The organism is Methanobrevibacter sp. UBA212 (genome assembly GCF_905233225.1).
Taxonomy (GTDB): Archaea; Methanobacteriota; Methanobacteria; order Methanobacteriales; family Methanobacteriaceae; genus Methanocatella.
On the sequence record NZ_CAJODJ010000006.1, the window covers coordinates 124,265 to 137,714 of the forward strand.

At 38.7% G+C, this 13,450-nt stretch carries 13 protein-coding genes and 1 tRNA gene; 1 reads left to right on the forward strand and 13 read right to left on the reverse strand.

The features are described 5' to 3' along the window. Positions 1-7: 7 nt before the first annotated feature. The 6 genes from QZ138_RS02235 to QZ138_RS02260 all read right to left on the reverse strand — a co-directional run bounded on the left by QZ138_RS02235 (position 8) and on the right by QZ138_RS02260 (position 6,095). Positions 8-910 carry a CBS domain-containing protein gene (locus QZ138_RS02235; RefSeq protein ID WP_292885714.1) on the reverse strand — a complete coding sequence of 301 codons (903 nt, stop codon included), beginning with the start codon at positions 908-910 and terminating at the stop codon, positions 8-10. 113 nt (positions 911-1,023) lie between these two features. Further along, entirely contained in the window at positions 1,024-2,013 is a 990-nt protein-coding gene (locus QZ138_RS02240) for an ATP phosphoribosyltransferase (protein WP_292885717.1), read from the reverse strand. A gap of 75 nt (positions 2,014-2,088) precedes the next feature. Continuing rightward, positions 2,089-4,137 (reverse strand): cation-translocating P-type ATPase, encoded by a 2,049-nt coding sequence (locus QZ138_RS02245; RefSeq protein WP_292885719.1) that lies wholly within the window; start codon positions 4,135-4,137, stop codon positions 2,089-2,091. Positions 4,138-4,473: 336 nt separating this feature from the next. Continuing rightward, positions 4,474-4,749 carry a hypothetical protein gene (locus QZ138_RS02250; RefSeq protein WP_292885722.1) on the reverse strand — a complete coding sequence of 92 codons (276 nt, stop codon included), beginning with the start codon at positions 4,747-4,749 and terminating at the stop codon, positions 4,474-4,476. Between the two features lie 7 nt (positions 4,750-4,756). After that, positions 4,757-5,884 (reverse strand): TIGR04083 family peptide-modifying radical SAM enzyme, encoded by a 1,128-nt coding sequence (locus tag QZ138_RS02255; protein ID WP_292885725.1) that lies wholly within the window; start codon positions 5,882-5,884, stop codon positions 4,757-4,759. 1 nt (position 5,885) lies between these two features. Beyond that, positions 5,886-6,095 carry a TIGR04165 family Cys-rich peptide gene (locus QZ138_RS02260; RefSeq protein ID WP_292603066.1) on the reverse strand — a complete coding sequence of 70 codons (210 nt, stop codon included), beginning with the start codon at positions 6,093-6,095 and terminating at the stop codon, positions 5,886-5,888. A gap of 169 nt (positions 6,096-6,264) precedes the next feature. Here QZ138_RS02260 and QZ138_RS02265 point away from each other — a divergent pair, with 169 nt between their 5' ends. Next, on the forward strand, positions 6,265-6,447 hold the full coding sequence (locus QZ138_RS02265) for a hypothetical protein (protein WP_292885728.1): 183 nt from the start codon (positions 6,265-6,267) through the stop codon (positions 6,445-6,447). Here the strand turns inward: QZ138_RS02265 and QZ138_RS02270 are convergent. The 7 genes from QZ138_RS02270 to QZ138_RS02300 all read right to left on the reverse strand — a co-directional run bounded on the left by QZ138_RS02270 (position 6,444) and on the right by QZ138_RS02300 (position 13,449). Continuing rightward, positions 6,444-7,667 carry an aldo/keto reductase gene (locus tag QZ138_RS02270; RefSeq protein WP_292885731.1) on the reverse strand — a complete coding sequence of 408 codons (1,224 nt, stop codon included), beginning with the start codon at positions 7,665-7,667 and terminating at the stop codon, positions 6,444-6,446. The two genes, QZ138_RS02265 and QZ138_RS02270, sit on opposite strands and share 4 nt — an antisense overlap. 166 nt (positions 7,668-7,833) lie before the next feature. Further along, positions 7,834-8,685: a UTP--glucose-1-phosphate uridylyltransferase GalU gene (gene galU / locus QZ138_RS02275; RefSeq protein ID WP_292885734.1), complete on the reverse strand. Its 852-nt coding sequence runs from the start codon at positions 8,683-8,685 to the stop codon at positions 7,834-7,836. 88 nt (positions 8,686-8,773) lie between these two features. Next, positions 8,774-10,351 carry a hypothetical protein gene (locus QZ138_RS02280; protein ID WP_292885737.1) on the reverse strand — a complete coding sequence of 526 codons (1,578 nt, stop codon included), beginning with the start codon at positions 10,349-10,351 and terminating at the stop codon, positions 8,774-8,776. Between the two features lie 55 nt (positions 10,352-10,406). Then, positions 10,407-10,493, reverse strand: a tRNA-Leu gene (locus QZ138_RS02285). 60 nt (positions 10,494-10,553) lie between these two features. Beyond that, positions 10,554-10,967, reverse strand: coding sequence for a DUF371 domain-containing protein (locus tag QZ138_RS02290; RefSeq protein ID WP_292885740.1), 414 nt, complete (start codon positions 10,965-10,967; stop codon positions 10,554-10,556). Positions 10,968-11,361: 394 nt separating this feature from the next. Beyond that, entirely contained in the window at positions 11,362-11,853 is a 492-nt protein-coding gene (locus tag QZ138_RS02295) for a hypothetical protein (RefSeq protein WP_292885743.1), read from the reverse strand. A gap of 9 nt (positions 11,854-11,862) precedes the next feature. Continuing rightward, complete coding sequence (locus QZ138_RS02300; protein ID WP_292885746.1) at positions 11,863-13,449, reverse strand: helicase HerA-like domain-containing protein; 1,587 nt, start codon at positions 13,447-13,449, stop codon at positions 11,863-11,865. Position 13,450 lies beyond the last annotated feature (1 nt).

Below are 13,450 nucleotides of genomic sequence, written 5' to 3' on the forward strand. Positions count from 1 at the left end.
GAATCACTTAATTTGTAATGATAGGGAATTGTTTTAAATTTGTTATGCTGTCAATTAAATCTGTTCTTGTGACAATTCCTAGTAGTGAATGATTGTTGTCTGCAATAATCAATCTGGAAATTGATTTTTTAAGCATTACCTCAATCGCATTGGCTATTTTTAAGTTTTCGTTTACAATGACCACATTTGTTGACATCAGCTGGCCAACACATTCGTTTTCCTTATCTTGCGCTATTGCATTAACCAGATCAGTTAACGTAAATACTCCAACCACCTTTCCGTCTTTTATGACAGGACCACCATCGATTTCCTTTTTGACCAATTTCTTTGCCGCCTCTTTTACGGAACAGTCCACCGTAAATGAGATTACGTCACGGCTTGCAATGTCTCCGACAGTCTGTTTTGGAATGCTTCTGATGGTTTTTGTATCCACCAAAAGGATATTGTCCATGTCATCACGGCCAACGATTGTCCCAAGAACCCCCAGATTATTTACAGGTGTAGGGCCTATACTGATTTCATCTCCAAGATTCAAATCTTTTATGCTTCCCAATACTTTTATTGCAGCCTCACATTCACTAGGCTGAGGAACACTGGTGAATTCAATCTTGGCAACAGAAATGTCCTCGATTTTTTTGCCGTTCTTGTAAATAGGCACTTTGGAATCGTTGTCTGAAACTGAAATATTCAACGCATGATATGCTTCGATTGTTGGTTTATATCCTCCTCTAGGACCCGGCACACCTTTAACCAGACTTAAGCTTCTTAAAGACTGCATCTGATTGCGAATAGTTCCAGGATTTCTATTCATAACCTCAGCAATGTCTTCGCCCTTAATAGATTTGCCGTTAGAGGATTGGTATAAATTAATCAAGGTTTGCAAAATTTCTTTTTGAACAGATGTTAACATGTTTAATCCCCATTAATTTAAATAATATATTTTTATTTATGTTAAAGATACTTTATAAATGTTAATGATTAATCATGGTAAGAAGTAGAGTTAAAAAAAAGAAGAAGAAATGATTATTCGATTAATTGTTTCAAATCATTTCTTATGATGGAAGTTGCATCAAAGCCCTTAATTGCATCCACCATTTCAGGGAATTTCGCTTTAGGAATTAAAACGTTAATCTGTGAGAAATCAGAACCTGGAGTTATTGTAGGCTCATCGGCACAGAGTTTATTGCCAATCAAATAATTGGAAACTTCCTCAATTTTAGAGTTGGCAATGTTGAATTTGACATCGAAGTATTTTTTGGCGGTGATTGCTCCAAGCAATTGCTCATAAATCATTTTGGCCTTATCCAGTTTTTCACCGGTGCAGCTGACGCCCGCATATAGACCTGCTGAAGAATGCAGGATTGTTTCGATTTCCTTCAAGCCTGCCTTTCTAAGACTGCTTCCGGTTTGAGTATTATCCACAATCAAATCTGCACCTTTTTTAATATAAACTTCTGTAGCACCGTCAGAGTTGATTACCTGAACCATCTCATTGTCACCGTCGGTCAAACCTCTGACCTGCACGAAAGGCACGGAATCCCCGTAGAGTTCCTGATAAACTTCATTTTCCATAATGAATTTTCTTGTCAAGTTTGGATATTCAGTGAAACATAATATTGGAGTTTTCCTGTCCTTGTTATCCCTGAATAAATCTGACAAACTGTTATATGGGGAATCCTTTGGAACGGCAACAATCAAACGGGTTTTTCCGTAATCCAAATCACCGATTTTAACGGTGTCGGTTTCCCTTAAGACTGACTCTTCCTTGACCCAGTCTTCACCGACAATAGCTATATCGACCATTCCCCTATTCAGTTCGACGGGAGTGGATTGTGGACGGGTAAGGAATGCAACAATATCCTCATCGTTTAAGATATCAATTTCATAAGATTCATCGCCAGGTTCATATCCTTTAACTTCATAACCTGCATCAACAAAGAGTTGATAGGTATTTCCTCTTTTTACATTATTTAAACTTCCCTTTGGAAGTCCTAAAATTATTTTATCGTTCATATTAATACCTAAATTAGACTTTTAAACTTTAAATTATATAATATTTATGATGGATTTTTTTAAAAAAAAAGAAGATTAGTTGTGATATGCTTCACAACTTTCACGATTCAAGGCATGCTTGTGGACATGCATATGCTTAATTCCGTTTTCTGTCTCGATTTCATCCAATATTTCAATGCCCTCATGAGAATGGGTGTGCTCTCCGTCATTGTGGAAATGATAGTGGTTGTGTTCCACATTCTCTGAATCGATCTTTTTGATTGAATCATCGAAATGCCTGTCATACAGCAATGCCGCATTCAATACGACAAGGCATGAGCCTGCATTGTGAACAATTGCACCAGTTACCGGATTCAGCAATCCCAAAACGGAACACACAATGGCAAGCGCATTGATTGACATTGAAATTGCAATATTTGCCTTGATTGTAAATAATGTTGAATTTGAAAGTTTTTTGAGATATGGAATTTTGCCTATATCATCGCCCAACAGGGCAATGTCTGCCGCTTCTATTGCAACATCGCTTCCAACAGATCCCATTGCAACGCTTACATCGGCGGTCTTGAGTGCAGGTGCATCGTTTACACCGTCACCAATCATGCATACCTTTTTGCCTTCGCTTTTGAGCTTTTCAATCCAATCGAGCTTTTCCTGTGGAAGCAAATTTCCATAAACTTTGCCTATTCCAACTTTGGAGGCAAAGTAATTAGCAGTTTCTGTATTATCCCCAGTGAGCAATATGGTTTCGGTTCCCAAATCGTGCAGACTTTCAATCATGCCCTTGGAATCCTCACGTATCACATCGGACAATCCAATTAATCCGGCAACCCTGCCATCCAATGCAACGATTATTGAAGCCTTACCTTCATGCTTCAATTTATCCAATTGAGCGTCAACATTGACATCGATATCATTTTCAGATAGAAATTTGGAGTTTCCTGCATATATTTTACCATAAGAATTAACGCATGTAACACCTTTACCGGGATACATCTTAAAGTCTTTAGGCTCTTCAATGTCAATTTCAGCCTCATTTGCATTATTTACAATAGCCTTGGCCAATGGATGTTCACTTAATTTCTCACATGAAGCGGTGAGCTTAAGCAAATCCAAATCGGACAAATCCTCATTTAAGGAGATAATATCAGAAACTTCTAAATTACCGTAAGTTAAAGTACCAGTCTTGTCGAATACCAAAGTATTTAAAGCACCTAAGGTTTCAAGCGCTTCACCGGACTTGATCAATACACCATATTTTGTTGCCTGACCGATAGCTGCCATGATTGCTGTTGGAGTGGCAAGAATCAATGCACATGGACAGAATACCACCAAAACAGTGACTCCCCTTTCGATATTGCCTGTTGCCAACCATGCAACGATAGCTATTATCAGCGCCACCGGAACAAGCCAGGTTGCCCATTTATCGGCAATCCTTTGGGTTGGAGCCTGCTTTTCATCGGCGGCCTTTACAAGATCAATCAGCTTTTGAAGTGATGAATTTTCACCTAAGCTTGTCGCTTTAATATCAATTGCACCGTACATATTCATGGTTCCGCAGAATACCTCATCTCCAACTCCCTTATCAATAGGAAGAGATTCCCCTGTCATGATTGACTGGTCCAGTGAGGATGTACCTTTTACCACCTCACCATCAACAGGCACGCTTTCACCGGGAAGTATCCTTAATGTATCGCCGATTTTGATTTCATCTACAGGCACGACTTCCTCGACCCCATTGACTATTCTTCTTCCAGTCTGAGGAGTTAAATTAATAAGATTTCTTAAACCTTTTTTAGCCCTTTCAACGGTCCAATCCTCTAAAAGAGCACCTAATGCCATAATCCATGCAACTTCACCTGCTGCAAATACCTCTCCAATCAAAAGAGAGGCAACCATTGCTATTGCAATCAACAGCGCTGAAGAAATCCACTTTTCACGAATCAATCTTGTCATTGCCAAAAGCAACATTGGAATACCACTTATTATTACTGTTCCCCATGCAGGGTTTAAGTAAATCGGAGTGTCAATTCCAAAAATCATAAAAATAACTGCAATCAATAAGAATATTCCTGAAATGACTGTCATCTTTAGGCCAAACAGGAAATCAGTTATTTCATCTATCACATTAAACACCTCTAAGTATTACTTTTTTTAAATTTATTTAAATACCCAGTATTACTCAAAATTTTTTAAAGGTGTTGCCAAAAAAATTGAAACACTTTAAAAAATTAAATTCAGTAAGTACCAACAGCCAAAAAGTATTACTTTTTTTGAGTTCATTTAAATACTCAGTATTACCATATACTATTTTTGACTTCAAAGTATATAAAAGTATTACTTTTTTTGAGTTCATTTAAATACTCAGTATTACTTAAAAAATTAGTGAAAAGTATTACCTGAAATTTCAAATTATTCATAGGTGATGATTTTGCTTATATTGCTAGCAGGATACGTGAAAAGTCAGTCATTGACAGTATCCAATATCTTTCGGGCATAGACCCTGTCCTTTTCCTTTTCATCTTCAGGCAAATCGGAATATGGAACCATAAGCCTATCCCATCTATCCAACCTACCCTTAACCTTTAAAAAAAGCAAATGCTCTTCATCACTCAAATCACATTCATGTCTTTCAATGATTTCAAGCAATGAAGACAGTTCCCGAGATAACGCATCAGCCCATTCGCACCATTGGACATGTTCTGCTTCAGCCAATTTCTCCAATGCATCATCTTTCATATTATCATTACGGTTTCATAGCAAGGTCCATTATGCTGAAAGGCTCGCCCTCTTTTCTTGGAGCAGGAGCTCCCATTCCAAAAGCTGATTTGGCAAATTCCTTGTTCATCCTTTTTGAAACCTCTCCAAAAATCATTTTGTATGCAGTGCACTGTGGGTCAACCGCCTGAGGAGTCTGATATGCAACGATTGCATTGTAAGGACATCCCCCTTCACAGTATTTCACATATCTGCATTTCTTACAGTTTTCATCCACATAATCCCTGAATTCCATCAGCTTGGCCCATGCATCTGACTGCTTCAAATCATCAAAGCTTGGATTTGCAGACACATTGCCCAAAACATACTCAGGCATTCCAACAAATCTGTAACACGGATAGATTGAACCGTCTGAACCCACTGCCAATGTTGTTCCAATGCAATCGGCAAAAGTGCAAAGGGTGCCTCTTCTTCTAAGTGAGGATTTGCAGATATGGTCCAAATCCATCACAGTAAACTTGTCCAAATCATAAAGGTACTTGTCAAGCCAGTCAACAAGCAGCTTGCCGTGCTCTTCCTGGTCAAGCGCCCAAGGGTCTGCATTGTCTCCTCTTAAAGAAGGCAGCGCAGCATGGATTTTGAGGCTCATCTTTTCTCCCTTGAAGAATTCGTATAACTCGTCGGAAAAATCCTTGGAATAATCAGTAACAGTCAAAACAAAGTTGATTATCAGGCCTTTGCTTTTGGCACGCTCATACTTTGACATGGTCTTGTCAAAGTATCCTTCTCCTCTCTGATAGTCATTGATTTCCTTTGGCCCATCGATGCTTGTGCTTACAACGACATTGTATTTTACAAACAGGTCAATGAGCTCATCGGACAAAAGCCAGATATTGCTCTGAAGTGAAAAACCTTCAAAGTTTTCCAGTTTTGATAGCTTTTCCAAGGCATATTCATAAAAGTCATAACCTGCCAGAAGCGGTTCCCCGCCGTGGAAGGTGAAGTGAACCTTATCATCCCTAAAATCGCCCAGCCAGGTAATGATTTGGTCTATAATTTCAGTATCCATCATTTCCTTTTTGTTTTCCGAACCCCAGCAGTATTTACAATTTGACGGACAGTTGAGCGTAGGGATAATCATTACATGAAATGTCATTTTATCCGTAAATCTTATTCAATTCCCTTAAGAGTTTTCTTTTCTCGTCTTCATCAATGTCATCATTTACAAAAAATATGTAACCGCACTCTTCGCATTTCACGGTTTCCATTTCTGCGTGAGCATGATGATTATCCAGCATTTTTCTGTGTGCGATCTTATCCTTTGAACCGCACTTTGGACATGGAGCTAAAAGTTCTTCCAGTTTCATTTTTTCACCTTGATTATATTTCTATTCTTGAAGTATATAATTGTATAGATAATGGAAAAGTTTAAATAAGATGTTTCAATGACTGCAATTTTACAAAATGGCATCAACAAAGCTTTAAATACTATTTGGACAAATACACTATATTTAATTAATATTTGAAGTGATTGATATGCCGTACGACTACTATGAATATCTTAAAAAGCAAAGAGAAAATGAACAGTATAGGGAAACCTCCGAATTGGTAAGACAAAACCTGTGGAGCGAAACAATTAATTTTAAGCTATCGCAAGAGTGGCTAGATATTGAAGACAGAATACTGATAATGTTATACCAACTCTTAAGATATACCTAACGGTTAAGCAGTTTGACCATGAACCTGTAAATCGGAAATCCCACTTTCTGAACAAAAACAAGCGCAAACTTATAGCCCGGAATCTCAAATTCCTTTTTAACCTTTTTCAACTCTTCTATGATATCCAGCTTTTGCGGACATTTCCTTAGGCACTTTCCGCAGCCGTTGCATTTGCCGGCATTGCCGGAACTTCCCATAATTCCCCCAACATACTGGTAATAATCCATAAATGACTGGTTGAACATGCCCTTATGGTCAAAGAGGTATTTCTCATTGTAGATTTTCATGCATTCCGGAATATTGACCCCCTGCGGGCATGGCATGCAATAGCCGCATGTTGAACAGTTGATCTTTAATGAATTTCTCATAACCCTCTTGACAAGCTCAACGGTTTCCATTTCCTCAAATGACATCGACAGAGGAGTTGTCCTTTCAGCAACCTCCAAATTCTCATTCAATTGTTCAAGCGAATTCATTCCAGACAATACACATGTAACATTGCGGTTATTCAATACCCATTCGAATGCCCATTCCGCAGTGCTCTTATCAGGATTTGCCTTTTTAAATATTTCTTCAGCATCCTTCGGCATCTTTCCTGCAAGAATACCTCCTTTCAGAGGTTCCATTACAAGAACACCCATTCCTTTAGATGCAGCATATTCAATCCCTTCCACACTGGCCTGAACATTCTCATCAAAGTAATTGTACTGAACCATCACCACATCCCAATCGTAACCGTCGATTAACAATGGAAACTCCTCCTTAGGACCGTGATATGAAAATCCGACATGCTTGATTTTGCCTTCGCTTTTTGCCTTGCTTATGAATTTGAACAAATCCCTTTTTATCAGTCTGTTCATTGATTTCAAATCAACGGCATGCATCAGATAATAATCAATTGAATCCCTTTGAAGGCGATTCAGCTGCTCTTCCAAAATGTTTTCCATATCCTCATATTTCCTGACATTGATTGTGGGCAATTTGGTGCAGAGCTTGACCTTGTCCTTATACTCTCCCTGAAGTATTTCCCCCAAAAAGGATTCGCTGTCCCCATAAAGGTAAGCGGTATCAATAAAATTAACTCCATTATCTATTGCATGATATATTAGTTTTGATGCCTTTTCTCTGTCTATTTTACCGTTTTTTAATGGCAGTCTCATTGCCCCAAAGCCTATTGGGGAAATTTCATCGCCGGTTTTTTGAATTTTTCTGTATTGCATATTATCTCTTTGTCATCAGATGAATTCGTTAAAGAGTTAAAGAAAGTTGCTAAGAACAATATTACTTTATCTTGTGGGTGAAATTTTTTGATGGTGATGATAATGAAATCCTTCTGAAGATCTGTTTTTCCTGAAGGCGAATCATTTTCTTCAGACTGATTCCATCTTATGCTTCCCTAATCATCTCTTTCATATATTCTATCAAATCATCTTTTGATTCAGAATCATCCATTGCAAACTCTATTGATGTTTTGAGCCATTCAAACCTGTTACCTATATCATATGTTTTTCCTTCGAATGTAACACCATAAATCGCATCCAGTTTTGACAGGGCATCAGTCAGCTGAATTTCTCCTCCAACACCGGGTTCTGTTTCGTCAATCTTATCAAAAATATCCGGTGTCAATACATAACGACCCATAATTGCAAGATTTGACGGTGCCTGATGTGCCAATGGCTTTTCAACTAACTTTTCAATATTGTAAACATCCTTTTCAACTTCAGTTCCCTTGATAATACCATACCTTTCCACTTTTTCTTTAGGAACCTCTTCAAGGGAAATTGCTGAAGCATTGTATTTTTCATAAACTTCAATCAGCTGTTTAGTACATGGGGTAGGACCTTTTGTGATTGAATCGCCTAAAAGCACGGCAAAGGGTTCTCCACCGATATGCTTTTTAGCACAGTAGATTGCATCACCAAGACCCCTCTGTTCCTTCTGTCTTACATAACAGATATCAGCCAGGTCAGTGATTGCACGAACCTGCTTCAACCTGTCGTCCTTGCCTGCACTTTGCAGGGTCTGTTCAAGTTCAAAGGATTTGTCAAAGTGATCTTCAATGGACCTTTTGTTTCTACCGGTTACAATCAATATGTCATCAATTCCGGAAGCGACAGCTTCCTCAATAACATACTGGATTGTAGGTTTGTCATAAACTGGCAACATTTCCTTTGGTTGCGCTTTTGTAGCAGGCAAAAATCTTGTTCCAAAGCCTGCTGCTGGAATTACAGCCTTCATAATTTATCACCATATAAAGTTTATATTAATAATGATTTTATTTTAAATATTATAAATAAGTTATTAATCTAAAAAGAAAAGAATCTAGTCATTTTCTAACAATGATTCTGTTTGAATTTGTTATGCCGTTGCAGTTTATCTTAATTGTATATTTGCCTGTTTTTAAGTTCTTAGGCACCTTGAAAATAGCTATTCCATTTTTATTAGTTTTCAATTTATAGGTTTTTCCTTTAAATCTTATTTTAACGCTTTGCTTTTTAAAAGCCTTGCCTTTGGAATTTAAAACTTTTATTTTGAATTTAGCGGATTTTTTAACCTTCTTGTATAGGTTTTTTGTAATCAGTGTGGTCTTGACTGTGATTTTGTTCTTGACGATGACGCCACCATATTGAGAAAATATGTCATAGCTTCCAGGCTTCAGCTTAAAGTCCAGGCTTGCATAGCCCTCTCCATCAGTTATCCTATGATATTCATGATTGTTAATGTAAAACACAATATCCGCATAGCCTGCAGGATTGCCTTTTCGGTCAAAAACCTGAATTCTAAACATGTTTGAGCCGTAATAGATGGTCAAATCATTTGAAAGTATTTTGGGACTGGCTTCGGGAATGGAATTGACCAATACAAATGAACTGTTGATTTCCAATCTATCAAAGGAAACGTTTGTATCCTTGGACACATACCAATAATTAACAGTATCCGGCTTGGCGAATTGATTCGGATTTGAGATGTCATCCCCCCAATAGTTAAAATCAGCACTCAAATCCTGATTATGCATATTTATGACATTTCGGCCATCTGGGGAAATCAGAATGGAATTTCTAACGGTTCCATTATTTCCGCTCCAAAAAATTCCATTGTCAGCCAATCCACGATTGAAGAACTTTGAAGACAAAATCAAACCGTTTTCCCCCCTCCATTCAACAGCACAACCTACCCATGCGCCGTTATTTAAAAATACGGAATCGGTGATTTTACCGTTGTTTCCTCTCCAGCAGATTGCTCCTCCGCCATCAGGATATCCTACATGATTATTCCTGAAAGTACAATTTGAGACAGTTCCGTTTTCGCCTCTCCATGTGATGGCACCGCCTTCATTAATGCGGGCTCCCATCGGTCTAGTGCGAACAACATGCATAATCCTGCCGTCTTCACCAACAACAGTCTCATCTTCTTTATCGAAGGGATCATCCTCTATGCCACTTCCGGTATTGTTGGTAAAGCTGCAGTTAAAAACCTGCCCGTTTGCTCCGGTCCAGTGAATTGCACCGCCGCCAACTTCTGAATTGAAATATTTGCCTAAAGCATTTCCGTTTACAAAATTAATGTTTTTCAAAACCACGTTGTCTGCAGTGACATTAAATATTCTGGATGAGTGGTTTGCGTCAATGGTGTGACCCGCTCCATCGATGGTTATTGATTTTGAAATGACAATACCATGAATATCACCGCCATCATATCGATAATCATCGGTCAATGTCAACGTCTGATTTTCAGGCGTATCGTTAATCTTTTGTGACAAATCCTCAAAAGTGGCATTTCCGAATGCGGTTTCCTTATGATTATCCACGTCAGTCACATTATCATCGCTCAGCTCTAAAGCGCTTACTCCGGAAATTAGAAATAAGACTAAAATGAATAGAACAGGAAAAGCATATTTTTTCATGTTATATGATTTGTAAAAAAAGTCTTATAAAATTTACCAAATCAATTTATATAAATGGTGCGGGGGACGGGACTTGAACCCGCGAAGGGACTGACCCACTAGGCCCTCAACCTAGCGCCTTTGACCGCTCGACCACCCCCGCATAAAAACAAAAGTAGTTATAAAAAAATATATTTTTTAACTTATATATAGTTAACTATTTTTAGCATAATTTTATGGTAACTTCCATGACTTTTTCATTTTTTAAATCTTCAATCAATTTTTGATCCAAGTCTCTGGCGGCCTTATCGGCATGAATCATCAATGTTCGGGAGCATGTGAAATCACTTGTCCTGCAAACGATGTCTGTCGGATGAGTCAGTGTCAAATCCTCATGGCCAAAACCCGTTATCTCATCATGCCCATTTTCCGTATCAAGAATCACCTTTATTTTAGTGTTGGAATCGGCAATCTTGTCCTTAAACTCCTGCGGGAAGTTCAGCATTGACTTATCTGCAGAAGTTCCAACAATACAATCTGCAGTGGGACCGATTTCAACATCCTTAGTGACTTCGAAAGTGGACTTGTGAAGAGAGGTCACATTTTTGTGACCCCTGCTTTTAAGTGTGAAAATCATGAATATAGTTTAGACCAAAAAAGCTAATAAAATTTTTCATCCAACAAATCCAAAACATAGTACAGTCACTCACCCAACATTAAAGTACAAAAATATTATTACATATACTCAGAGGTTGTCATCTTGAAGATAACCGTCAAGTAAGAACATTTGATTGAAGGAGTGATAGAGAAGATTCACCAATACAGTTTACTAGCATACGCAGACAATAATTTCAATAGTTAATACAAATGACATTAAAATCATTGTTCATAAAATCGAAAATATGAAAAGCAGTGAAAAAAATCAGAATGATTGATGATAAAATCTACCATAAACCAATGAAAAACATTATTTTTTTAATTTTTATAGTCCTTGCCAAAAAAATAATAATTATTAAATGCCGAAACAGCATTTAAAATATGAATTCCCGGTTTTTCTTGTGCTTATATGATATTTCAAATGAATCAAGGGCTAATTTTTTCAGAACTTCCCTTTCATCATCAGCAATACCTACAACACCTTCCCATTCACTTTCAAGTGAGGCGATTTCATCTAAAGTTTCAGCTCCTTTAGAAGTCAATCTGCAGTCGTATTCCAAGCCGTTTTCAGGTTCCAGGTCGATTTCAATCAAGCCCAGCCTTTCAAGCTTCTGATATTTCTTCAGATACAAACCCAAATGAACATTAAAAAGGTCATCTTTTTTGGCCTTTTCAAACTGTTTTGCCCTAATTCTTTTGTGATGAGGTTTTTCATGCTTTTTAACCTGTTTTAGGAGTTTAATCTGGCTTTCATGCAGGAAAACTGATAAGTTTTCCCTTACATAAGTCATTTTAGACTCCTCAATGATTCCTATCAATGCTGAAGCGGGCATCTTTGCTATTGCGTCATTGTGTGGATGTGCCATCCAGTCACCTCATTTCATCTGGCCGAATATTCCCCTCATCAAACCTTTAGTCAGTTCACGGGCCGCTGTATTTGCCGCCTGTGATGCTGCCTTTTCCATCATCTTTTGAGAGGATGACTTTTTAGCCCTTTTTCCGCTTGTCTGAGTCTGACCGCCCAGAACGGTTCCAAGGATTCCTCCAATAACATCTGCAGCACCAGGCTGTGGAGCCTGTTCTGGTTCCTCTTCAACAGGTTCAGGAGGCGCTTGAGCTTTAACTTCCTCAAGGACTTCAGGAGCAACCTCACTTTCAATGTTCGGGTTTTCATCGATTTTTGTCAGAAGTTTCTCATAAGCGGACTCCCTGTCAATAGCTTCGCCATATTTTCCCTTCAATGTTGAAATGTCAATCAGTTGAGCCCTCAAGTCATCTTCAATGGCACCGATGTGGCTTTGCGGAGGCACAATGTCCACCTGCTCCACTACACCCGGAACACCCTTCTCATCAAGGGTTGACACAAGTGCCTGACCTATTCCCAGATTGGAAATCACTTCAGCCGTATCGAAGTCAGGGTTTGGTCTGAATGTCTCGGCAGCGACCTTAACGGCCTTCTGGTCTTTTGGAGTGTATGCGTGAAGCGCATGCTGTACCCGGTTACCCAATTGGGCAAGAATATCATCAGGAATGTCTGCAGGAGATTGGGAAATGAAATATAATCCAACTCCTTTTGAACGAATCAGCCTTACAATCTGTTCGATTCTCTTGCTGAATTCAGGTGTCATGTCATCAAACAGGAGATGTGCCTCATCAAAGAAGAATACGAATTTAGGCTTGTCCATGTCCCCCACTTCAGGCAATGTTTCAAATAATGTGGAAAGCATCCAAAGCAAGAATGTTGAGTATATTTCAGGTGACAGGGACAGCTTTTGAGCGTCCAAAATATTAATTATTCCCTTTCCATTGTCATCAAGCTGCATGAAGTCTCCAATTTCAAGTGCAGGCTCGCCGAAGAAATCGTTTCCTCCCTGGTCTTCCAGTGCAATCAGGTTTCTTAAGATTGTGTTGGCTGACTTGTCGGCGATTGCACCATATTCGCCTTCAAACTGGTCCTTGTTTTCAACAACGTAATTGATCATGGCCTTCATGTCCTTCAGGTCAATGATTGGAAGTGAATGTTCATCAGCCACCCTGAATATGATGTTCAATACACCGGATTGGGCTTCTGAGAGGTTCAGGATTTTTGCAAGCAATACCGGACCCATTTCTGATAATGTTACCCTTACCGGCAAACCTTTTTGGCCAAACAGGTCCCAAAACTCAACTGGATACTGCTTGAAATTGAATCCTCTATCATCAAGGCCGTATTTCTGCCTGTTGTTTGTTATGAAATCTGTGTCGGAACCTGCCTTTGCAAGTCCTGAAATGTCCCCTTTCATATCGGCCAGAAATACCGGAACTCCAAGATCCGAAAAGGATTCAGCCATGACCTTTAATGTAACAGTTTTTCCTGTACCCGTTGCTCCAGCTATCAAACCGTGACGGTTAGCAAGCTTCGGCAATAAAAACACATCCGTATTTTCATTACATCCGATTAATATCTTGTCTTCTGCAAACATT

Bases quoted from the DNA above. Each gene is read 5' to 3' on its own strand.
- QZ138_RS02235 (WP_292885714.1), bottom strand. From the start codon at position 910: ATGTTAACATCTGTTCAAAAAGAAATTTTGCAAACCTTGATTAATTTA.
- QZ138_RS02240 (WP_292885717.1), bottom strand. From the start codon at position 2,013: ATGAACGATAAAATAATTTTAGGACTTCCAAAGGGAAGTTTAAATAAT.
- QZ138_RS02250 (WP_292885722.1), bottom strand. From the start codon at position 4,749: ATGAAAGATGATGCATTGGAGAAATTGGCTGAAGCAGAACATGTCCAA.
- QZ138_RS02255 (WP_292885725.1), bottom strand. From the start codon at position 5,884: ATGACATTTCATGTAATGATTATCCCTACGCTCAACTGTCCGTCAAAT.
- QZ138_RS02260 (WP_292603066.1), bottom strand. From the start codon at position 6,095: ATGAAACTGGAAGAACTTTTAGCTCCATGTCCAAAGTGCGGTTCAAAG.
- QZ138_RS02265 (WP_292885728.1), top strand. From the start codon at position 6,265: ATGCCGTACGACTACTATGAATATCTTAAAAAGCAAAGAGAAAATGAA.
- QZ138_RS02270 (WP_292885731.1), bottom strand. From the start codon at position 7,667: ATGCAATACAGAAAAATTCAAAAAACCGGCGATGAAATTTCCCCAATA.
- galU (WP_292885734.1), bottom strand. From the start codon at position 8,685: ATGAAGGCTGTAATTCCAGCAGCAGGCTTTGGAACAAGATTTTTGCCT.
- QZ138_RS02280 (WP_292885737.1), bottom strand. From the start codon at position 10,351: ATGAAAAAATATGCTTTTCCTGTTCTATTCATTTTAGTCTTATTTCTA.
- QZ138_RS02290 (WP_292885740.1), bottom strand. From the start codon at position 10,967: ATGATTTTCACACTTAAAAGCAGGGGTCACAAAAATGTGACCTCTCTT.
- QZ138_RS02295 (WP_292885743.1), bottom strand. From the start codon at position 11,853: ATGGCACATCCACACAATGACGCAATAGCAAAGATGCCCGCTTCAGCA.
- QZ138_RS02300 (WP_292885746.1), bottom strand. From the start codon at position 13,449: ATGTTTGCAGAAGACAAGATATTAATCGGATGTAATGAAAATACGGAT.